This window comes from Pedobacter gandavensis (assembly GCF_032678465.1).
In the GTDB taxonomy this organism is placed as follows: Bacteria; Bacteroidota; Bacteroidia; order Sphingobacteriales; family Sphingobacteriaceae; genus Pedobacter; species Pedobacter gandavensis_B.
Window position 1 is genome coordinate 13,205 of record NZ_JAVTSK010000004.1, and the last position, 23,235, is coordinate 36,439.

The window sequence follows — 23,235 nt, forward strand, 5'->3', positions numbered from 1 at the left end:
TTCAGTAGGGGTTGACTAGGAGTTCGGTAGGGGTTCAGATAGGTAAACCCTAAACCAACCCTAGGGCAACTCTTTCTGAACTCCTTCCAAACCCCTACTGAACCCGCATCTCTCTCCGAACTCTATACGAACTCTTCCTGAGTTATTTTTCATTTTTTACTATGCTGCATTTTGCAGTTTAATTTCCCGCCTCTTTTAAACAATGGCCAGATATTTGATTGTTGTTTAACGAAAAATACCGGGTCTATATGATGGCAAATCAGAAGAAAAAACTCAAAAGAACTGTTTCATTGGTCAAAATCCTGGCGAAATATGGATTTGGGGAATTGTTAAATTATACCAATCATGATCAGCACAATGAATACACCTCTCTAACAGTTTATGAGCGGATTCGGATGACTTTAGAAGAGCTTGGCCCAACCTATGTGAAATTCGGACAAGCATTCAGCATTAGAGAAGATCTGTTGCCAAAGGAAATGATTCTGGAACTGCGCAAGTTACAGAACAATGTAGAGGCAAAGCCGATTGAGGTAAGGGATTTAATCAGTAAAGAGCTAAACATAGATCCTGAGCTCTATTTTTCCGCAATAGATGAAATACCATTTGCTTCCGCTTCAATCGCTCAGGTTTATAAAGCGACATTGATCACTGGTCAAGAGGTGATTCTGAAAATTAAACGGCCCGGAATTCGGGAGGTGGTTACTTCAGATATGCTGATCATGAAAGATATCGCCAAAGTACTCATCAGCTATAGCGATGTATTCAGAAGGATTAACCTCGTGGAAGTGTTGGAAGCATTTGAAAAGTCTATTTTTCATGAACTTTCATTGGTCAACGAGCTCGACAATATTGAACGTTTTTCCCGGAATTTTAAGGGACATCGGTCTATCTATCTCGCCAAGGTATTTCCTGAGCTTTCAAATGATAATATCCTTTGTATGGAATTCATTGAAGGTGCTAAGATTACCGATAAGCAGGCTTTAATCAGCATGGGACTCAAGCCTGCGCAAATTGCTGAAAATGGCTTGGATTTGTACCTCATCCAGGTATTGGAACATGGTTTCTTTCATGCAGATCCACACCCGGGAAATCTGATGGTTCTGGAAACAGGGCAGATTGCCTTTATTGATTTCGGATCTATGGGTAGTATGATGCCGATTGAGAAGGAAATGCTGGAAGATTTTATCTCGCATTTCATGGCTCAGGATGCAAAAAGATTGATCATGACCCTAAAAAGAATGGCCATTCGATTTAATGTAGCTGATGAAAATCAACTTGAACGCGACATTCATGGTTTTTTCAACTTATTGGAAGGAGCTTCATTACAGGAAATGGACATCAAGGAAGTGCTCACAAAGTTTTCTAATATTTTGAATCAAAATGAAATCCTGATGCCCGATCACCTGTACCTGTTGGTTCGTGGAATTGTACTCATTGAAGGTATTGGCAGAGCATTGGTGCCAGATTTGAACATTGTAGAAAGCTTAAGGCCATATATTTTGAAAATCGCGCTGCGGAAACTCAGTCCGGATGAAATGAAAAAAAATGCGCTCAACCTACTCAGAACATTGACTGAGGCAATGAAAACGATGCCGGAAGAATTTCAATCGGTCTTAAGTAAGTTAAATAATGGGGAATTAAAGGTCATTCAGGAAGTGCCGCAATTGGAATCTACCAGAAAAATGATGGGTAGTCTGATGAACAGGCTGATCATGGCGCTGATCTTATCGGGCTTATTGATCGGCTCCGCAATTTTGATTGCTGCAGACCGGCCACCTAAACTTCATGATATGCCGGTGCTTGCGATGACCGCATTACTTATTAGTTTAATACTTGCGCTTTGTATTTTTATTCCGATGTGCTTTAAAAAGAAGTAAGTGGTTCATAATGAGCTGAATTTCTGTCAGATTTTTGAAGATTTTGGCCATTGGATTCCTAGAGATCAGTCAAAAAATCATGATACCTGGGATTGGTATGCATATTGATCTCCTGAAAATGAACATTTTAAATTTTACTAAAGGAAAGGAGGAATTTTTGGATGCTAAAGAAGTTTTGCAATGATAAATATAAGAATGACCTGACGACCCATGTTGGTGATTTCCTGGAATCCTTACTGGTTGATGAGCATATTTCTGCATTAAATGGCGGATACCAATTGCAGGTAAAGCACACAGGATCAGTGCTGGAGGATAGTTCTGCTGCCGGACTGAGCGCAAGAGCGCTGGCAAATTCACAGAAAGCATAAACATTTTTGAAGATTTTGTGTTGTCTTCATAATCCTGTTTTGTGATTGATAATGCTTTCTTATACGTACCATACATTGGTTATTGGATTTGATAAATGCTACAAACACGTAAAGGGAGTAGCATCGACATCAATTTTAAATATAAAATCAATACTATGGAAACACAAGTTTTAGGAAGCATCAGAAAGACGGTCAAATATTGGTACTTACTGGCCTTATTAGGAGTCGCTTTAATTTTAGTAGGTATCTGGGTGTTCATGACCCCGCTACAATCCTACATCACCCTTTCGATGCTGTTCGCAGTTACTTTTCTCTTTACCGGAATTATGGAATTGGTTTACGCGATTTCCAATCGAAAATCGTTGGACAATTGGGGATGGTCTCTTGCAGGTGGTATTGTAGATTTATTGATCGGTATTATGTTGGTCTCCAATCCACAGATTTCTTTATTGGTACTTCCATTTTACGTAGGTTTTGCCATTTTATTTCGCTCAATTATGGCGATAGGCTGGTCTATAGAGCTTAAAAAACACAAAGTTTTAAGCTGGGGTAGTTTATTAGGGATCGGTATTATAGGCTTGATCTTTTCTTTTATCATGCTTTGGAATCCGATTTTTGCGGGGATGACAATTGTTTTCTATACCGCTGCTTCATTTATTATCATAGGAATTTTCCAGGTATATCTGTCCTTCAGATTGAAAAAATTAAAAGATTAAAATTTTTAGTTCTTTTCAATCCATGAAAGAAAGCGTGATTTAAGGATACAAAGCCCTTCATAAAAATAAGATCACCATATTTATTTGCTGACTGGGCAAGTTTAAGGGATAATCTAATGATTATCCCTTTTTTTATAAAGCCCTAATATTATGATCCTATAAATCCTGCGGGAAGTATTCCTTTTAAAAAGTAAAGACCTGGAAAAATCAGGAAGCTAGTTGTAACTCTTGTGAAAGCATTTATTTTTTGATAACATTGCATAGCTCTTTTGAATTATTGTTGCTGATCAGGTAATGTTTCATGAGCATGGCTAATTAATTGCTTTTTCATGAACTTGTTGTGCGTAATTTTACTCTCTCTCTCCACAGTCAATAGCCTTACCCTGATATTTAAAACCGGAAATCAGCTTCTTAAAAATAGAATGCTGGGCATTTCTCTACTTTGCTACAACATCTCCTTATTGGTTTATTTTCTTTGGATTGATACCGGATTTATTGTTGATCATCCACATTTATTGCGCTCAATTAGCCCATTAATATACCTGAATGCACCTTTCTTTTTCTTCTACATTAGAAATTCACTGACCAACAAAACTGATTTAACAAAAAAAGATTACCTGCATTTCCTTCCCGCAGTGATTCATTTTGTGGATTTAATTCCATTTTACCTGATGCCAGTGCTGGAGAAACAAGCGATAGCCAGGATGATTTTCCTAAATAAAGATTTATTGAATTATATCGGCTCTGGGTTTATTCCAATTTCTGCCCATTATCTTCTCCGATTGGTTATACAGCTGGGCTATTTAATTTATTGTGTCTATTTGTTGAATAAATTACAGCCTCAGTTCCTGAAATCAATTCAGAAGGCACAATTGAAAAACTGGCTGTTCATTTCTTTATCGGCCATGGGAACGATCATGATCAGTAATTTCTGTTTCATGTTGTTCACTTATTTCGGAGAAAACCAGGACCAATACTCCGGCCCTAAATTTATCTGTTCTGCCATCGCTTTTCTCGGCATTCTTTTTCTAAATGCTTATATTAATTTTAATCCTGAGCTAGTTCACGGATACCAGATTTTGAGCCCTGCTCCAGCAACTAAAGATGAAATTCCAGGTATAGGAGAAATCAGTAGCCCCTCAATGAAACAGGAAAACCAAGGTTTATCAGAGGCCCTGGAGCTGGAGATTAAAGATGCAGACGAGCTGATGGAAAAGCTAAGATATGCCCTGGAGGAAGAAAAGATTTTCCTTAACAAAGGGATTACGATTCTAGAGCTGGCCAAAAATACAGCCATTCCTCCCAAAATATTATCTGTTCTCATCAACAGGAAATTTAAAACCAATTTCAATGAACTGATCAATAATTATCGTGTGGATTATGCGAAAGAATTACTTGATCAGCAAATTTTGGAACGATATTCTATTGAGGGCTTAGCTTCAATGGTAGGTTTTAACTCCAGAATCACCTTCTTTAATGCCTTTAAAAAGAAAATGGGCCTGAGTCCAAAAGAATATGCTAAAATGCAGTTAACTCTTGCTGATTGAGTGCTTTAGTGGTGTTTTTTCTTTTTAATAAAGCCTGAAAAGACTTTATATGTTGTTTCAACATCCTCTTTTGAAACAACCACTGGTTGTAATTCATGTTTAATTTTCGGTATTTAGCTTCATGTTAATCAGCAGGGAAACAACGCTGATAGCTCTATTAATTCCTGCAGTCGTAGGTAGTTCAATTGATCCTCATTAAGATATTTTTATACGCTCAATCAGAGCGGCCGGAGTAATTCGGCCGCTTGTTTTTTTAGCGAATTTTTGATGCATAGAGCTTATTGCGGAGGACTTCAAAAAGTCAACAGATTCTGTAAGTAGTTTTGGTTCAATAATAATTATTGACCTTTTTACTCGATTCACATGCGAAAACTCCGGTTGCTTTTTTTTCTGATGTTTGCCTTTAATCTTGCAAATGCACAGCATACTAAAATTACACTCTCTGGGCGTATTAAAGATACTGAAACCAGATTGCCATTATCCTTTGTTAACATTGGTCTAAAGTCTGTTAAAGACAGCAGCTTCATTGCCGGAACGGTTACTGATGAAAGTGGGCTTTTCAAAATTGCAGAACTAAGAACTGGAAGCTACCTATTGATCACTTCCTTTATGGGGCACCAAACGAAGACCATACCGGTATTAATCGGAGAGTTGACGGCTTTCCTTGACCTTGGAATAATCTTGCTGGAAAGTGATGTCAAATCGCTTTCAGAGGTAGTTATCTCTGGAAAACAGGAGTCCTTAGGGAGTAAAATGGATAAGAAGACTTTTAATATGGCAGATCAAATCAGTCAGGGAGGAGGTTCTGTATTACAGGCGATGAAAAATCTACCGGGTATCAGCAGTACTGCTGATGGAAAAATTATGTTGAGGGGCAGCGATAAAGTGGCAGTCCTCATTGATGGCCGGCAAACCGCATTGACAGGGTTTGGTGGACAGGCAGGTCTGGATAATATTCCGGCATCGGCTATAGAGCGTATTGAAATCATCAATAACCCTTCAGCTAAATTCGATGCAAATGGGAATGCAGGGATCATTAACATCATCTACAAACAACAGAAGCTGGAAGGCTGGAATGGTAAAATTGGTTTAACCACAGGGCTGGGCGCTTTATGGGAGAAAAAAGAAAATCTTCCAGGAATACGTCCTGCCTATCAGCGAACACCAAAAATAAACCCATCTCTTTCTCTGAACTATAGGAAAAATAAACTGAATACTTTTCTGCAGGCAGATTGGCTTTACACGCAAACCCTCAACCGAAATGAGTTTGCCAGTCGTATATACGACAACGGTGATGTGATTCAGCAACAAGTGAAAAGAAATAGAAATACTTCTTATTCGACCTTAAAAACAGGTGTCGACTGGAATCCTAATGAAAACAATGTGTTTTCTTTTTCCGGATTGTTTAATCGTGAAAAGATTATAGACAGAGGAGATATCCCTTATTTTAATAGAGATTTATCCATCCGATATCGCCTATGGCAGTTCCTGGAAGATGAGGTAAAATACACTGCAACAGGAACCGCAAGCTATCAGCATAAATTCAAACAACCCGGACATGTACTCAATGCTGGCTTTAATTATACCTTTCACAGGGAAGATGAAAAGTATTTCTTTACCAATATCATGCCCACATTTACCGGGCAAGATGCCTTTAAATTGCTTTCTGATGAGCATGTGGCCGATCTTAATGTAGATTATATACGCCCCTTAAAACATGGCAGGCTGGAAGCGGGGATGAAATTCCGAAATAGAACCATTCCGGTAAATATGCAGTTTCTTCCTGGACTAAATTCCCCATTGGATGTGAATGCTGGTGGTTGGGCAGATTATAAAGAAACGATCCCGGCACTTTATGGTAATTATGTTTTTGAAAGTACGAAAATTGAGCTGGAAGCAGGGCTGAGAATGGAATATGTGAAGGTGGAGTACGATGTAAACCCAAATCATCCAACCTATAAAAGTAGTGGATACGACTATACACGTCCTTTTCCAAACTTGCGTTTTGCTTATAAACTGGATGGACAAAATAAGCTGTCTGTCTTTTATAATCGCCGTGTAGACCGTCCAAATGAAGTCGACATTCGGATTTTTCCAAAATATGATGAACCGGAGGTGATTAAAGTGGGAAATCCGGCTTTACGTCCTCAGTTTACCAATAGTCTGGAACTGGGCTATAAAAACAATTGGACTGATGGATCTTTCTATTTTGCCTTTTACCAGCGAAATACTGAAGGTACCATTAGCAGGATTGCGACTCAGGTTCCTGGAAGTAACCTGATCTATAATGTATTTCAAAATGCGGGACATAGCAGTAATACTGGCGGAGAAATGGTTGCTCAGCAAAAAATGGCCAACTGGTTAACCATTAATCTGAATGCCAATGTATACCAGAATAAGTTTGACGCTTTTACTGTTGAGAATCTTTATCCTGTACCAGTAGTGTATACGGCCAAAAAAGATGAATTGATTTCCGGTAATGTGAAAGTAAACGGTTTGTTTAAGTTCCCAAAATTTGCAGAAATGCAATTAACGGGGATTTATCTGGCACCGGATCTTTTACCACAAGGTAGGATTGGTTCGCGATTTTCATTGGATCTCGGATTGAAGAAAACATTGCAAAAAGGAAAGGGGGAACTGTTCCTGAACGGAACGGATCTTTTGAATACTTTACAAATCAAAAAGACCATTCAGGGAAATGGTTTTCAATTGATCAGTACTGATTACTATGAAACACAGGTATTCAGATTGGGTTATAGTTATAAATTCTAAAAAGAAAGGTGGAGAAAATTAATTCTCCACCTTTCTTTTATGGTTAAGATGTGTCATTTAACAAGCAGCATACTAAAACCAAATATTATTTTTGTACGAATTCAGTATTTGCAGTTAAAGCAACTTCTTCACCTAACATTGCTGAACCATATTTGCTGCCAAATTTAAAGTCAGCTCTTTTGATTGTTCCTGTAACTTTGAAACCTGCAGTTGGTTTTTTAGACATTGGGTTAGTTGTTAAACCTCTTAAAACTGCATCTAAAGTAACTGCTTTAGTTACACCATGGAAAGTAAGGTTACCAGTAACTTTGTATTTGTTACCACCAACTTTTTTCACTGATGTGCTTTTGAAAGTCAGTGTTGGGTATTTCGCTGCATCAAAGAAGTCTTCTCCTTTTAAGTGCTCATCTCTCTGGCCATTGTCAGTATTTACCGAATTTACGTCTGCTGTTAAAGTAATCACTGCATCAGAAAAATCTGGTTTCGAAGAAACAATAGTAGACTGGAAGTTTTTGAAAGAACCTTCTACATCAGAGATCATCATGTGACTGATTTCAAAACCTATTTTTGAGTGAGATGGGTCAATTTCCCAAGTCGTTTGTGCATTAGATTTAAAAGAAAAAAGGGTAGTACCTAAGACTACAACAGCTAAGATTAATCTTTTCATTTTTTTGTTTTTGATGGGGTTTTTAAATATTTCCGACAAAGGAAGGGATTAATTGCAGATTTGATCTTGACCTATGATAAGAAAAATTCTACGCCTGGTTATTTTTTAGCGAATTTATCTGCAATCAGGTTTAAATTGATCCCATGTTCCAGGTAAGCTTTTAAGCCATCCAGTACCGTTGTGAAACCACCACTAGCATCATTAATTTCTGCCAGTAATTCATCTCCTGTAGTCTGGAAACCATATTGTCTGATGCTGACATAGGTACTTTCCGCACTGGTCGCCTCAAATAGAAAATCTACTATAGTGGAATATTGATCCCATAGGATAGTGATTTTTTCATTACTGATCATCTCTTTGACCATTACAGTGCTGGAAACGTCATACATTTCCCATTCCCAGGTGATGCTTTTCCCTGTTTCCAGTCGCCCGCTACTTTTAGTAAACCAGAAGTTTTTGGTGATTTCAGGCTCAACAAATGCCTGAAAAACGGAAGCAACAGGTTTTCTGATCAGCATTTGTACTTCTACTAAACCGCCCTTAGTTTTCATATGATTCTTTAATATATTGATTTATAATAAACCTCTTTTGGCCAGCATCGGCTTAATATCCGGTTGATGACCGCGGAAATTAAAGAACATTTTACCAAGGTCTTCTGTATTTCCTTTGGATAAGATCATGTCGCGGAATCGCTGGCCATTGGCTCTGGTCAATCCACCATTTTCCTCAAACCAGGAATAAGCATCATTTTCCAGCATGGAGGTCCAGGTATAGGCATAATATCCTGCAGCATAACCATTGCTCCAGATGTGTAAAAAGTAACTGGAACGATAACGTGGAGGTACTTCATACAGGTCTAGTTTTGTTTTCTTCAATGCATTGCTTTCAAACTGATCTACATTCTGCAAAGGTAGGCCAGGAGCTAAAGTATGCCATTGTAAATCCAGTTCTGCAGCAGATAGTGCTTCCGTGAATTCATAACCCTGATTAAAAGTGCTCGCTTTCTTAATCTTATCTAACAATTGTTGAGGCATGACCTGTCCGGTTTTATAATGAATGGCATAATGTTTCAGAATTGTTGGATCTGTAGCCCAGTGCTCATTAAATTGGGAGGGAAATTCTACATAATCACGCGCCACATTAGTACCAGAAAGACTCACATATTGCTGATCTGCAAAAAGACCATGTAAACCATGACCAAATTCATGGAATAGCGTGATCACATCATCAAAGCTAATGAGTGCAGGTTCCCCATCTTTTGGTTTTGCAAAATTGCAGACATTGTAAATTACCGGGATGGTACCTAATTTTTTAGATTGAGGTACGATATTGTCCATCCAGGCACCACCATTTTTATTGTCGCGTTTGTAATAATCGGTATAGAATAAGCCTAGCTGACTACCATCCTTATCCATCACATCAAATACACGTACATCTTTTTGGTAAACCGGGAGGTCTTTACGTTCTTTAAAGCTGATCCCATACAATTGGGTAGCGGCATAAAATACCCCTTTTTCTAAGACGGTATCCAGTTGAAAATACGGTTTGATTTCATTTTCATCGAGGTCATATTTTGCCTTGCGTACCTGTTCCGCATAGAAATTCCAATCCCAGGGTGCTAATTTAAAACCTCCTTTTTGTTGGTCTATGACCGCCTGTATATCTTTTGCCTCTGCTTTGGCTTTTGCGGTAGAAGCAGGAACGAGCTGGCTAAAAAAACTGGCCACCGCCTCTGGTGTTTTTGCCATCTGGTCCTGAAGTTTCCAGCTGGCATAGTTTTTAAAACCGAGAAGCTGCGCCTGTAAAGCACGGATCTGTGCAATTCTGGAAATGACTGCCCGGGTATCATTGGCATCATCTTTTTCTGCGCGGGTCCAGGAAGCATTAAATAGCTTTTCCCTTGCTGCACGATCTGTCATTCCTGAAAGTGGGGGTTGCTGTGTGGTATTGGCTAAACCTTTTCCTGCCGCCAGTAATTTGTTACTGAAACTGGTACTTAACGTAGACTCTTCTTTGTTTAAAGTCTTTAGTTTTTCTTTATCTGCATCAGATAGCTTCGCCCCGGACAATTCAAAACGCTGATAATAATAATCCAGTAGTTTTTGAGATTCCGGATCTAATTTTTGCTGTGAGCGTTGTTCGTATACTGCTGAAACCCGTTCAAATAATCTGGTATTCAGGTAAATTACATCGTTGTTGGCCGTGAGTTGTGGCGCTACAGCTTCCTGAATTTTTTGTAATTCTGGATTGGTGTTCGCGCCAGTAAGCAAATTGAAAACCCGGTTCACACGCCCAAGTAATTGTCCGCTGTTTTCAATAGCGAGAATCGTGTTTTCAAAGGTTGCTGCCTGTGGATTGTCAATGATTTTTTTTATTTCTTCCTGCTGTTGCTTCATGCCCGCTTCTATAGCTGGTTGGAAATCACTGTCCTTGATTTTATCAAATTCAGGTGCCTGGAAAGGAAGTTTACTAGGGGCAAAAAAAGGATTGGAGGAGCTGAATTCTTCCATACCTGATGCGTTTTTCTTTTGGCTCTGATTACAGGCACCCGTTATTGCAAACAGGGCAAGTAATGGGAGATAGGATATTCTTTTCATAGGTTTTTTAATGGGTTTATATATAAAAATAAGCTTTTATAGCTGAAATGGTATGTCTGTCATTTAAAAACTGGAAGCAGGTTTAGTTATTTTGGCCAAAAGGCATGATGCTGATTGATAAAGTATTATAAAACTATCCTTTATTTTTATAATTTCGTTCGGGGGACTAAACATAATGTACGACTATAAAATACTCAATGATCGGGAACTGACCAGCCTGCTCAGAGCAGGTAATCCAAATGCCTACACTGAGATTTATAACCGTCATAAAAATTTACTTCAAAATCACCTGTATAAGAAACTGGGCGATTTGGAATTGGTGAAAGATGTGTTACAGGATCTTTTTGTGAAGCTCTGGGACAATAGGTCAACAATGCCGCTTACTGATAATCTGCCAGGATATTTATTTTGTGCTGCCCGGAATCGTGTATTTAACCATTTGTCGCATCAACAAGTTGCTTCAAGATACCTCAGCTCCATTCAGACTTTCATCAACGAGGACAATTACATCACGGATCTGGAAATCAGGGAAAAGGAGTTTGCCCGGATTATCCGTCAGGAGATTGAGGCTTTACCCCCTAAAATGAGAGAAGTATTTGTCCTGAGCAGGGATGGCCACTTTTCCCATGATGAAATTGCAGAACAGCTTCAGATTTCCCCGCAAACAGTCTCCAAACAAATTAGCAATGCACTTAAAATTCTAAGGGTTAAACTAGGTTTGTTGTTCTATCTGCTGTAAGCAATAAAAAATATTTTCATTTCATCTACCTGTTGGGTATTCCTTCAACTGTCTTGGTATAAAGGGAGAAAATTCCTGCGTATTTATGCAAAACGAAGAGATAACTCATTTATTAAAGAAATATCTGGCAGGGAATTGCTCTGAGAAGGAGCGGGGACTATTGGAAACCTGGTACCTGAAATTGGAGGAAAAGGATTTACCATTGATCAGTCAGGAGAAAATGGATGAACAACTGCAAGAGATAGGGGCATTTCTTGCCAACAGATTAGAATTGCCAGTTCAGGAGGAACCTGTAGTACTGAAGCTAAAAAAATGGGCTGGACTATGGCCTAAACTGGCTGTAGCAGCGATGCTGATCATTACTTTAAGCATTGCTTTTCATTTTTATAATCCGGGAAATCAGGATCAGCCCATTTTGCATGGTCCCGATAAAATCAGTCAGTCCCTTGAATCTTCCAATAATAAAGCGATGTTGACACTTGCCGATGGTCGTACCATTTCGCTGGATGCAGCTAAAAATGGAGAAATTGCGGAGCAGGCTGGTGTCAGAATCACCAAAACAAAAGACGGTCAGCTGGTATATAAAGGAGTAGCAAAAGAAAATGCATTTAATACAATTGCCACTCCCAGGGGTGGGCAATACCAGATTAATCTGCCCGATGGTACAAAAGTATGGCTCAATGCAGCCTCTTCTCTAAGTTATCCGGCTGCATTTATAGGAAATAAGCGGGAGGTGAAACTCGAGGGCGAAGCTTATTTTGAAGTGGCCAGCCATAAAAAAATGCCTTTTATAGTGCAGAGCAAAGGCCAGGAAGTGGAAGTTTTAGGTACACATTTCAATGTGAATGCCTATGAAGATGAACCACAGATAAAAACCACACTTCTGGAAGGCAGGGTAAAAGTAAAATTGAACAATTCTAATGCAATGGCGCTGCTTGAACCAGGACAACAATCCATTTCGGTATTTCATCGTTTAGATGTAGCGACCATCAATGTGGCAGAAGTCGTTGCCTGGAAAGAAGGTTATTTTCTTTTTCAGGATGAGGACATCAGGTCTATCATGCGGAAGATCTCACGCTGGTATGATGTAGAGGTGGTTTATGGAGCTAATATCAGTGTCAATAAAATTGGCGGTAAAATATCCCGTACTAAATCATTGGAAAGCGTATTGAAAACACTCTCAAAGACGGATAAATTTAACTTTAAACTAGATGGAAGGAGGGTTACTGTGATGCCTTAAATTTTACCATCAAAAAGGCCTGTAACAAAAAACCAGAAACGTTGAAGCCGCTCCTGGTCCATTAATTTTTTACAGCTAGCCGACCCATTAATCTTTGCAAAAAAATGACCAGAACATGGTTGATAGCATTGCTATGCCTTGTTCATAAAAAACCAACTAACCAAATGTATGAATTTATAACCTTTAATTCCTACGGCTATCGCCGTATGAAACGGAAAATAGTATTGACTATGAAACTGACGGTCCTATTGTTATCGACCTGTTTTTTACAAGTAAATGCAGTGGGTTTCGCTCAAAACAAAATCACGCTTTCAGAGAGAAATGTTTCTTTGAAAAAAGTACTGACCGAAATTTCCCGGCAAAGCGGTTTCGACTTGATTTTTGTCTCTGAGGCTTTAAAACTCGCAAAACCCGTAGATATCCATGTGAAAGAAGTCAGTCTGGAAGAAGCTTTGAAATTGAGCTTTAAAAACCAACCATTGGTGGCTTACGAGATTGAGGGACAAAGTGTAATTGTGAAAGATAAAAAGATCGGAGTCTTAGTAAAGCCAGTGATTAAGCTGGCCGATATGGAAGTAAAAGGGAGGGTCCTGGATGAAACCGGTCAGGGGGTTCCCGGAGCAACAGTAAAAGTAAAAGGGACTTCGCAGGGAGCAGTCACAGATGTGAATGGGCAGTTTCTTTTGAAAGGGGTAGATGAAAATGCCACTTTACTGGTTTCCTACCTCGGTTATATCGCTCAGGAAGTAAAACTAAATGGACAAAAACAAATCACAGTAAAATTACAACTGGATTTGGCTTTGCTCAATGAAGTAGTCGTAGTGGGGTATGGAACTCAAAAGAAAGTAAACCTGACCGGTGCCGTTTCTGTAGTGAAAGGTGATGAGCTTGAAAACAGACCCGTAGCTAATGCTACGCAAAGTTTACAGGGGTTGGCACCTGGATTGAATGTATCTGTAGCCGGAAATACCAAACCCGGACAAAGTTTCAACGTGAATATCAGAGGTGCGGGAAACTTAAGTCAGACTGATGGTGCATTCGTATTGGTAGATGGGATGGCCATGTCCTTATCGGATGTAAATCCCAATGACATCGAATCTATTTCCGTATTAAAAGATGCAGCAGCATCCGCAATTTATGGAGCAAGAGCACCTTATGGCGTAATTCTGGTGACTACTAAAAAAGGGACGGCAGACCGTGCCAGCATCAACTATTCCAACAATGTGGGCTTTACTACTCCTTTATTGTTGCCAAAAATGGCGAACTCCTATGAATTTGCAACCTTTTTCAATAGTGCAACTTTTAATGCTACTGGAAGTAAGCAGTATTCGGATGAAAAACTGGCCTTGTTACAACAGTATATTAAAGATCCTACAGGGATGAACATCTTTCCTGAAGCCAATGATAATTTCTATTCCAACTGGGAGAATACTTCTAATGGAGTAGCAAACACGGATTGGTTTGCCTTTCATTATAAACCATATGCCGTACGCCAGTCGCACAATGTAAGTGCCAGCGGGGGAAATAAAAATACCCAGTTTTTTGTTTCTGGTGCTTATTACAATGAAGGAGGAAGTATGCGTTACGCCGATGTGAATTTTGATCGGTATAACTTAAATGCCAGTGTGAGTTCACAATTGGCAAGTTGGGTAAAACTAAAATTGAATACCAAATTCAGCCAGTCTACCTATAAATCTCCCTTCGGGGCCTTTGAGGGGTTGTTTTTTCATAACCTGGCCAGGATGAGACCTAATGTTTCTCCTTACGACCTGAATGGAAATTTCTCAGAGATGTCCAATGTACCGTATCTGCAATCTGGTTCCAGTGATGTGACCAAAGAAAGAACACTGGCTATTTTGCCTGGTCTGGAATTAGAACCCGTTAAAAACTGGAAAATTATGGCTGATTTTAATCTCCTGAATAAAGATATCAATCAGGATGTTTTAAAATTACCAGGCCAGATTTTCGGGATTGATGGAACACCAAAATTTGTAAACAGGTCGGAATATAACATCCCTTTGTTAGGAGGATATACGCGCTATACAAATGGTACCAATTACTTTTCTCCAAACATTTACAGCTCCTACAATTTTACCCTGAATGAAAACCACAATTTCAGTGTGATGGGAGGTTTTCAACAAGAATTGAATGAGTACCAATCTCTTTCTGCTTCTGTCCAGGATTTAATCAGTCAAACGAGACCCGGGATTTCTCTGGCCACAGGCAGTCAGACCACGACAGAAGAACGTACCCATTGGGGAACACAGGGTTTCTTTGGAAGATTCAACTACAATTACAAAAGTAAATATCTGGTAGAGATCAATGGTCGGTATGATGGCTCTTCGCGTTTTGCTGCGAATAGCAGATGGGGATTTTTTCCTTCCTTCTCTTTAGGTTACAACATTGCTCAGGAAAAATTTATGGAGCCACTTAAAGAGCAGATCAATATGCTTAAACTTCGTGGATCTTACGGTTTCTTAGGAAATCAATCCGGTGCAGGCCTCTATGCCTATGCACAGACCATGAAGATTACCGTTCCTGGTCCTTCAGGAACCGGTGGGCCATGGTATTTTCAGAATGGCAGGGAAGGATATATATGGGCACCTGATCCTTTTAACCCGGAAATCACCTGGGAAAAGGTGCAGAATGGGAATATTGGGCTGGATTTTGAGGGCTTGAAAGGTAAGCTTTCCGGTACCTTTGATGTTTATCAAAGAAGCACTAAAGATATGCTTGGCCCTTCTCTTGATATTGCCGATATGTTTGGTGGAGTACCTCCAAGAAGCAATAATGCCAACTTGAGAACCAGAGGATGGGAATTGTCCCTGAACTGGAGCGATAAGCTGGATAATGGCATTCAGTATTCCTTAGGAGTGATGTTATCTGATAATAAATCTGTGGTGACGAAATATCAGAATCCAACTAAAAACGATCCGGGAAATATCAATACCTGGTACGAAGGAAAAGAAGTGGGGGAAATCTGGGGATTCCGTGCTTCTGGCTTAATTCAAACCGCAGAAGAAGCCGCCGCTTTTAATAGACTGAACCATTCTTTCCTCTCCCCGGTAAATTGGGTGCCTGGTGATGTGAATTATCTGGACCTGAATGGGGATGGGAAAATTGATAATGGTACCAATGTTTTGGGAAATATGGGGGATAAGACCATTATTGGAAATAATTCACCCAGATATGCCTACTCATTTAATGGGGTTATCCAGTGGAAAGGAATTTCAGTTTCTGCCTTGTTTCAGGGGATTGGAAAAAGAGATTATGCCCCGAATATAGGAGATGCTTACTTCTGGGGATCAGGTGCATTGGCACAGGTAACCGTATTTAAGGAGCACCTAAACTATTGGACACCTGAGAATACCGGCGCTTATTATCCAAACCCTTATGCGGCTCCGGCAGGTTCTATAGGTTCTTTTACTAGTAAAACACAACAGCCTTCCGATAGGTACATCCAAAGTGCTGCTTATTTAAGATTGAAAAATGCGACCATTAGTTACTCCTTACCGGAACAATGGATTAAAAAAGTAAAACTCAGCAAAGTGAATGTATTTGTGACCGGAGAGAATTTGTTTACGATCACAAAACTGGCTAAAATGCTTGATCCGGAAACCATTTATTCAAGTCGGGAAGTTGGAAAAATTTACCCTCTGAGTAGGGTATATGCTATAGGTGTAAATGTTGGGCTTTAAAAAGATACGAAAATGAAAAAGAATTTAAACATAGGTGTGGTACTGGTCTTGTTGTTGACCTTTTCTGCTTGTAAGAAGAGTTTCCTTGATCTTGAACCGCTGGATACCTTAAGTACCACCAACAGTCTCGCCTCTACCAATGAGTTGAGGATGTATATGAATCAATTTTATCAGGGAGAACAATTAAATAACCAAATTTATCCGGAAAGCTTTCCATTACAACCAACTGGGGTTGGTGGTGTTGGAATTGCGTTTAATGATGCCGGAACTGATAATATGGTTTTTTCTTCCGTAAACACCAGGATGAGTGGTTTATCCTCCTTGAGTGGAGCAAGACAGATCAGAGAATATATAGCCATCAGGAACTTGAATTACTTCTTCGAAAACTTTAAAAATGCAACTGGAAGTGCCACAGAAAATAACAAATTTTTAGGAGAAGCCAGATTTTTTAGGGCTTTCTATTACTTTGCGATGCTGAAAAAGATCGGCGCTGTAACTTGGGTAAACAAAGTATTGCCAGGAGAAAAGGAAGTGATGGAAGTGCCAAGGGCATCCAGAACTTTAATCGTAGATTCTGTACTGGCTGATCTGGATCAGGCAATAGCTTTACTGCCAGCAGTTAGCAATAGTGCAAGCATGCGCCTGCATAAAGATGTAGCATTGGCTTTTAAATCGAGAGTCGCCTTGTATGAAGCAAGCTGGCAGAAATACCATAAGGCTAAAAATGATCCTTTTTTCACGAAAGACATCAGTCCGGCAAAAATTCAAAGCTATTTTGAGCAGGCACGGGATGCTGCATCCGCAGTAATGACTACAGGCAAATGGTCAGTGTATTCTACAGGAAAACCTTTAGAAGATTATGGCAATCTGTTTATCACCACAGATCTTTCCACAAATCCTGAAGTTCTGTTTTGGAAGAAATATAATGCCAATGATAACATCGCACATAGTGTAAGTAAATATACTTCAACCGGGGGGGCTGACCTTGGCCTGACCTTATCCCTGGTGGATGATTATTTAACCAGAGACGGCAGACCTTTTCTGGGGGCAGAACGTGCAGATGCGCAGAAAGTGTATGCCAGAGAATTGAGCCCTGTGCTGAGGGATCCACGCCTGGGACAAACGGTGGCCATTCCTGCTAAACCTATAAAACCATCTGTAGTTGTTCCTGGATATCCACCGATCAATCAAACTGGTTTTAATAAAAGTACTACTGGTTATCCGCTTTATAAATTCCTGGAATTTAACAATGCTGCTGCGGTTTCTGATGATTTTAAAAGTGTGGCCCCAGCCATTGCATTTCGTTATGCAGAAGTCCTGTTGAACTATGCTGAGGCGCTTGCTGAACTAGGTGGTGATCCTGCTGCCATTGCAAATGCCCTGAATCCATTGAGGACACGCGTTGGGATGCCAGCAGTTGATTTCAATAGAGAGTATAACACTGATGCGGCTTATCCTTTCCGTAACCTGAGCAATGTGATTCAGGCGGTAAGAAGGGAACGAAGAGTAGAGCTGGCAGCCGAGGGAATGCGTTTAGACGATATTATGCGCTGGGCAGCGGCAGGAGAGTTACTGATCGGAAAACGCCAGCTGGGGACATTATTTGTAGGTAGCGATATGTCCAGTCAGAATGTAAGCGGAGGGTTCTATAGCGCCTCTTTACTGTATTATGATTCTGCCCCGGCAGGAAAATCAGTCAATCTTTTTCTGACAGGGAATCCTGGTGATCCTCAACGTTATATTGATCCTTTTAAAAGTATCTTACCAAATGGCTCTGCATTTAACCCGGAAAGAGATTATTTACTGCCCATTCAACAGCGGATGTTGCAGTTAACCGCAGGTAATTGGGTGCAAAACCCAGGATGGTAATCACAATTTAAATCAAAAGAAATGAAGACAATTAAATATAGATGGAATCTACTGCTTTTTGTGATGCTGATTGCGCTGAGCTTCTCCTGTAAAAAGGAGAGTGGTTCTCCAAGACCAGAACCAACGCCATTTTCAGCAAGTATTGAAGGAGGCCAGACTACTGTTCCAGCTAGTGGTGGGAAACTGAATATCCTGATCAGCGCAGGTGCTGATGGATGGTGGGTCACTAGCGCGCAGATAGATTGGCTAACCATTACCAGAATGTATGGCTCTGGTGATTTTAAACTTCCTGTAACCATAAAAGCAAATACCAGCGGACAGCCGAGGGTGATTTCTATTAAAGTAAATCCTACCTTTAACCTTCCGTCGGTGACTTTTACCGTCAACCAGGACAAATAAACCGTTTCAGACTGTAGGTTAGCAGTCTGAATTTTAAACCTTAACACCCAAAAATGAAAAAACTTTCTTTGTTATTTTTCTTGCTCTGCGGACAGTTGACCTTTGCCCAGCAGCAGCCCAACATTATCATTATTGTTTCCGATGATCATGCTTTTCAGTCCATTGGTGCTTATGGGAGTAAGCTGATGAAGACGCCTGCAATAGACCGGATTGCTAAAGAAGGAGTACGCTTCGATAAGGGATACGTCACAAATTCTATTTGCGGACCTAGTCGTGCGGTCATTTTAACCGGCAAATACAGTCATAAAAATGGCTTTAAAGACAATGAACATTCTAAATTTGATGGGAGTCAGGATTCTTTTGTAAAACAACTGAGAAATGGTGGATATCAAACCGCATGGATTGGAAAATGGCATCTGGAAACCAAACCACAGGGATTTGACCATTGGCAGATCCTGCCTGGGCAAGGGCAGTATTACAATCCTGATTTTGACATGCAGGATGGTACTAAGAAAAGATACGAGGGTTATGTAACCAATGTGGTGGAAGATGTAGCAGAAGAATGGCTGGACAAACGTGATCAGGCCAAGCCTTTTTGTCTGGTGATTGGTCATAAAGCCACTCACCGTGTCTGGTTGCCGGATACTGCTGATATGGGGATGTTTGATAAAGTGACCTTCCCTTTGCCTCATAATTTCTATGATACCTATAAAAACCGTGAGGCCGCAAAAGTTCAGGACATGAGTATTGCTAAAACTATGGTCATGGGCTATGATCTGAAAATGTTCGGATCAGAAGCCGAAGCAGATAGAGAAGGCTCGGTAAAACGCATGAACCCTGCACAAAGGGCTAAATTTAACGCTTATTATCAGCCCATACAAGCAGATCTAAAAGCCAAAAATTTATCTGGAAATGCGTTGACAGAATGGAAATACCAACATTACATGCGTGATTATTTAAGTACAGCAGCTTCTTTAGACCGGAATATTGGTCGCACGCTGGATTATCTGGACAAAAAAGGGTTAACTAAAAATACCATCGTAATTTATATGTCTGATCAGGGTTTTTATCTGGGAGAACATGGCTGGTTCGATAAGCGCTTCATTTATGAAGAATCTTTCCGTACGCCAATGGTAATGCGTTATCCTGGAGTAATCAAACCAGGCACCGTATCAAAAGATTTTGTGATGAACCTGGATATTGCTCCAACGATGCTGGACGCTGCAGGAATTGCCATCCCTAAAGATGTACAAGGCAAATCCATGCTGCCTCAATTGAAAGATAAAAAGAATGCAGGTAGAAAAACCATGTTTTACCATTATTATGAGAATGGGGAACACAGTGTATCGCCTCATTTTGGCATTAGAGACAGCAGGTATAAGTTGATTCGTTTTTATACGCGCGTAAATGGCTGGGAGCTTTATGACTTGAAAGCAGATCCTAATGAAATGAATAACCTCTATGGAAAGAAAGGTTATGAAAAGGTTACGGCGCAAATGAAAAAGGAGCTGGATCAGCAGATCGCAAATTATGATGATCAGGATGCAGCAGCTATTTTAGCAAAAGGACTTTAAGATTCAGGCCGGCTCATTTCTGTGATGAGTAGCTGAATTTGTGCTTAAGCAGTGATGAAAAGCCCTCAGAATTTATTGAATTTTGAGGGCTTTTTTATACCTAATGTCTTTGATTGGCACCGGTTTTTTCCGCCTTTTCTAGTTTAAAGAAGTTGGAATGGGTATTTTTAAGCACTAAGGTGAAGCAGGTGCCTGCCACAAAAGGGAAGGTCAGCAATGTGAAGTCGTACCTGGCCATGATCCAGGCCACAAGCAGGGCAAGGACTACAGATACCAGAACCCAAAATCCATCCATCACTTTTGTTCCGGCAAAAACAATCGCACACAGTACCGCATTATAACTGCCTAATCCCATAGCAATGCTTTCCTCAGGATTTAGCGATAATGCACTGGAAATCATCGCTGCAAATACCGCTGCGGTCATGGCATAAAGAGCTGAGATGGGGGAACTGATAAATACCGCAATAAAAAACAGCAGTCCGGCAATGGTTCCTCCCTGGAAGATCACCTGTCCAAAACCACGAAAGGCATGGGCAAAATCCTGATTCAACTGTGTGTCCATCATTAAAATATCCGAAGGAGCTATCGGATACAGGTTATGGAATACGTACAGTAAAATCCAGGTGATAAATACAAAGGGGAAGGTAAATACCGGGATCTTCTTCACAATAAAAAAATGTTGTAGCATACTGGCTAAAATGGCTCCAATTACAATGGCGATCCAGATGATGCCTACAGACTGAAAGTAAAAAGGAAGGGCCACACCAACTAAGGCTGCACTGAAGCCATAAAGGCCACTTTCTACTTCTTCTTCCCTGTATTTAAAAACTTTTGCGGTTAGGGTACCAGTTAAAGTCGCCAGGATCGCCCCGATCCCCATTTGTAGAGAACCACAGAATATTCCGACCAAAAACAAGATGCCTGTCAAGGCATTTTCCTGTAACATGATTTGCCCGATTCCTTTTAATACAGCATCCAGAAAAGGGACTTTTTGCGTTAATGATTTCATAGAAGATATTAAATACGAGCGCTGATTAGTTACGTTATGACATTAAACTTAGCAATAAAATCTAATGGATCACCGCTAAAAAATCAATTAAATGATATATTTGCGACAATGAAAACGATAAAACACTTATTTCTATTGGTTTGCATAGCGACATGCTTTGCAGCTTGCTCTAAAGACTTTGATCAGGATGCACAATCAAAAAAGGACAAAGAACTGATCCAAAAGTTTATTGCTGACCATAAAATTCCTGATGTAATAGAAGACAAATCAGGTATATTCTACCAGGTGATCACTCGTGGAGACGTTGCAGTGATTTTCAATGCAAATACACAGATTACGGCACAATATGAAGGACGGTTGTTGAACGGTACGGTATTCGACAATGGTAGAGGCGAAGCGATTACTTTTCCTTTGGGTGGTGTGATTCCTGGATGGCAGATTGGCATTCCTAAGATCAATAAAGGAGGAGAGATCCGTTTGATTATTCCTTCTCAATTGGCTTATGGAAATACTTCTCCATCAGGTTCAATTCCTAAGAATTCGGTGCTTGATTTCACAGTGAAATTAATTGATGCTAAATAAGCATTCGGTCAGCCGTATAAACAGATAATTTACACCAGCAATATTGCTGGAAAGGGAAAAGGCCCTGCAGGATCTCGTAGATTTGCAGGGCCTTTTTTACTTGTGTTGAGGAATAATATCAATGTATTCATTCCTATAGATTCTTTTGTATTTACAATCCTGGGAGGGTATCAATTAATGCCTTTAATTTAGGATTATCCGGCATGTCTGTTTGAAAAATCAATAACTTCCCCTGTTGATCATAAATCAGGTAATGTGGAATTCCAGTGATGTTTAGTTGTTTGGCAAATTCCCCTTGCAGATCTAAAAATTGGTGCCCATGCAATTGCAGGTTTTTCATTTTACTTAACCAGTTCTGGCGATTTGCATCAATAGAAATCGCTACGAAATTAATGTTCCGGCCCTCATATTGCTTTTCCAATTGCTGTACAAATGGGGTCATTTTAATGCATGGAACGCACCATGATGCCCATAAATCAATGAATAAATACTTACCCTTAAATTGTTCCAGGGTAATGGTATCTCCAGCAACATTTTCAAAGGACACGGGAGGAATTGAAGCTCCTTTCATGGTATACCTTAGATTTTCGAAAGTGCTGCTGATCTTGTTTTTTAAAACAGGATTTTTGATGTTTTCTGCCAAAAGACGGAATGCCTTAAGGTCCTTGTCAAAATCAGTTGAAACTTTATAAGTACCCGTGTAAGCAGATAAAAGGTATCTTGCCACATCATCAACAATCGCGGAAGGCAACTGTTGTGTTTTTAACCAATTGATTGCGGTAGACACATCAGAACTGGATTTCTTTTTGTTAAACGGAGTACCTGTAGTCTGAATTTCTATATGTCGGATGAGATTATAAGTCGCATTTGGAAAAAGCTGGATTAAGGGATCCTGATAATGGCTAAGAAAGGAACTTGGGCCGCTATACGTAAAGTAATCAGTTTTGATCTCCGCCTTGCCCTTCATCAACCTCAGGTAATCTGAACTGAAACGGAATAAATTAGACTGATAGGTGTCGAATGCTTTTAATTCCAGAAATCTCTTTACCTCAGGGCTCAGCTTTTTTTGGTTCATTGTGGTATTGGCAATGACTAAAAACTGGTTTAAATCTGCTTTTAGTCCCAGCGTGTCTGGTGTTTTTGCAAACATCATTCTGATTTGCTGATTGTATTTTTCCTGTATTTCCTGTAAAGTCTGGTTGTTGACTTCCTTAATTTTTACATAATTACAAACCAGACCGAAATCCCCATGTGGAAGGTATTCCAGATTTAGACTTAGATTTGGACTCAGGTAGAGGGTACTATTGTGGACAGATTTTTTTCCTTGCTGCTCCATTACCACACTCAAATTGTAAAATCCAGCAGTTTTAAGATTAGTTTTCAGGCTAAAAGAATTTCGGTTTTCCAGTTTAACTTCTTGTGATAAAGGTTTTTGGTCGGAAGAAAAGGGGACAAGCGCGCTCAAGGAGATCAGAAAACGACGGTCCTTGCTGGTCTTGATCGTTCCTTTGATGCTGGTGATCGCCTGACTGAGCAGACTTGAGCTGATCAGTAGGGCGAATAATAAAAATTTCTTCATCT

The 23,235-nt window shown here is 39.9% G+C and carries 17 protein-coding genes; 12 read left to right on the forward strand and 5 right to left on the reverse strand.

The window, feature by feature from the left end; all coding sequences use genetic code 11:
* Positions 1 to 248 precede the first annotated feature (248 nt).
* The 5 genes from R2Q94_RS08670 (at position 249) to R2Q94_RS08690 (ending at position 7,280) form a co-directional block, all read left to right on the forward strand.
* Complete coding sequence (locus R2Q94_RS08670; RefSeq protein WP_316821065.1) at positions 249 to 1,877, forward strand: ABC1 kinase family protein; 1,629 nt, start codon at positions 249 to 251, stop codon at positions 1,875 to 1,877.
* A 161-nt stretch (positions 1,878 to 2,038) separates the two neighbouring features.
* Complete coding sequence (locus R2Q94_RS08675; protein WP_316821066.1) at positions 2,039 to 2,245, forward strand: hypothetical protein; 207 nt, start codon at positions 2,039 to 2,041, stop codon at positions 2,243 to 2,245.
* 155 nt (positions 2,246 to 2,400) lie between these two features.
* Complete coding sequence (locus tag R2Q94_RS08680; protein ID WP_316821067.1) at positions 2,401 to 2,961, forward strand: HdeD family acid-resistance protein; 561 nt, start codon at positions 2,401 to 2,403, stop codon at positions 2,959 to 2,961.
* 329 nt (positions 2,962 to 3,290) lie between these two features.
* Complete coding sequence (locus R2Q94_RS08685) at positions 3,291 to 4,508, forward strand: AraC family transcriptional regulator (protein WP_316821068.1); 1,218 nt, start codon at positions 3,291 to 3,293, stop codon at positions 4,506 to 4,508.
* 363 nt (positions 4,509 to 4,871) lie between these two features.
* Positions 4,872 to 7,280, forward strand: a complete 2,409-nt coding sequence (locus tag R2Q94_RS08690; protein WP_316821069.1) for a TonB-dependent receptor domain-containing protein — start codon at positions 4,872 to 4,874, stop codon at positions 7,278 to 7,280.
* A gap of 85 nt (positions 7,281 to 7,365) precedes the next feature.
* Here R2Q94_RS08690 and R2Q94_RS08695 read toward each other — a convergent pair whose 3' ends face one another.
* The 3 genes from R2Q94_RS08695 to R2Q94_RS08705 all read right to left on the reverse strand — a co-directional run bounded on the left by R2Q94_RS08695 (position 7,366) and on the right by R2Q94_RS08705 (position 10,544).
* The gene (locus tag R2Q94_RS08695; RefSeq protein WP_316821070.1) at positions 7,366 to 7,947 is read right to left on the reverse strand and encodes a YceI family protein; all 582 of its coding nucleotides are present in this window, start codon (positions 7,945 to 7,947) and stop codon (positions 7,366 to 7,368) included.
* A 98-nt stretch (positions 7,948 to 8,045) separates the two neighbouring features.
* The gene (locus R2Q94_RS08700; protein ID WP_316821071.1) at positions 8,046 to 8,498 is read right to left on the reverse strand and encodes an SRPBCC family protein; all 453 of its coding nucleotides are present in this window, start codon (positions 8,496 to 8,498) and stop codon (positions 8,046 to 8,048) included.
* 21 nt (positions 8,499 to 8,519) lie between these two features.
* Positions 8,520 to 10,544, reverse strand: a complete 2,025-nt coding sequence (locus R2Q94_RS08705; protein WP_316821072.1) for a M3 family metallopeptidase — start codon at positions 10,542 to 10,544, stop codon at positions 8,520 to 8,522.
* Positions 10,545 to 10,719: 175 nt separating this feature from the next.
* Between R2Q94_RS08705 and R2Q94_RS08710 the strand changes: the two genes are divergently transcribed.
* From R2Q94_RS08710 to R2Q94_RS08735, 6 genes are all read left to right on the forward strand, one after another.
* The gene (locus R2Q94_RS08710) at positions 10,720 to 11,283 is read left to right on the forward strand and encodes an RNA polymerase sigma-70 factor (protein ID WP_316821073.1); all 564 of its coding nucleotides are present in this window, start codon (positions 10,720 to 10,722) and stop codon (positions 11,281 to 11,283) included.
* Between the two features lie 85 nt (positions 11,284 to 11,368).
* Positions 11,369 to 12,523 carry a FecR family protein gene (locus tag R2Q94_RS08715; protein WP_316821074.1) on the forward strand — a complete coding sequence of 385 codons (1,155 nt, stop codon included), beginning with the start codon at positions 11,369 to 11,371 and terminating at the stop codon, positions 12,521 to 12,523.
* A 230-nt stretch (positions 12,524 to 12,753) separates the two neighbouring features.
* Positions 12,754 to 16,221, forward strand: coding sequence for a TonB-dependent receptor (locus R2Q94_RS08720; RefSeq protein ID WP_316821075.1), 3,468 nt, complete (start codon positions 12,754 to 12,756; stop codon positions 16,219 to 16,221).
* A gap of 12 nt (positions 16,222 to 16,233) precedes the next feature.
* The gene (locus R2Q94_RS08725; RefSeq protein ID WP_316821076.1) at positions 16,234 to 18,090 is read left to right on the forward strand and encodes a RagB/SusD family nutrient uptake outer membrane protein; all 1,857 of its coding nucleotides are present in this window, start codon (positions 16,234 to 16,236) and stop codon (positions 18,088 to 18,090) included.
* Between the two features lie 21 nt (positions 18,091 to 18,111).
* Complete coding sequence (locus R2Q94_RS08730; protein ID WP_316821077.1) at positions 18,112 to 18,489, forward strand: BACON domain-containing protein; 378 nt, start codon at positions 18,112 to 18,114, stop codon at positions 18,487 to 18,489.
* A 53-nt stretch (positions 18,490 to 18,542) separates the two neighbouring features.
* On the forward strand, positions 18,543 to 20,063 hold the full coding sequence (locus R2Q94_RS08735) for a sulfatase (RefSeq protein ID WP_316821078.1): 1,521 nt from the start codon (positions 18,543 to 18,545) through the stop codon (positions 20,061 to 20,063).
* A gap of 100 nt (positions 20,064 to 20,163) precedes the next feature.
* On the opposite strand, the gene R2Q94_RS08740 is transcribed toward R2Q94_RS08735, so the two are convergent.
* Positions 20,164 to 21,072 (reverse strand): urea transporter, encoded by a 909-nt coding sequence (locus R2Q94_RS08740; protein ID WP_316821079.1) that lies wholly within the window; start codon positions 21,070 to 21,072, stop codon positions 20,164 to 20,166.
* 108 nt (positions 21,073 to 21,180) lie between these two features.
* On the opposite strand from R2Q94_RS08740, the gene R2Q94_RS08745 reads away from it, so the two are divergent.
* On the forward strand, positions 21,181 to 21,654 hold the full coding sequence (locus R2Q94_RS08745) for an FKBP-type peptidyl-prolyl cis-trans isomerase (RefSeq protein WP_316821080.1): 474 nt from the start codon (positions 21,181 to 21,183) through the stop codon (positions 21,652 to 21,654).
* A gap of 151 nt (positions 21,655 to 21,805) precedes the next feature.
* Here the strand turns inward: R2Q94_RS08745 and R2Q94_RS08750 are convergent, their stop codons facing one another.
* Entirely contained in the window at positions 21,806 to 23,233 is a 1,428-nt protein-coding gene (locus R2Q94_RS08750) for a redoxin family protein (RefSeq protein WP_316821081.1), read from the reverse strand.
* Positions 23,234 to 23,235 lie beyond the last annotated feature (2 nt).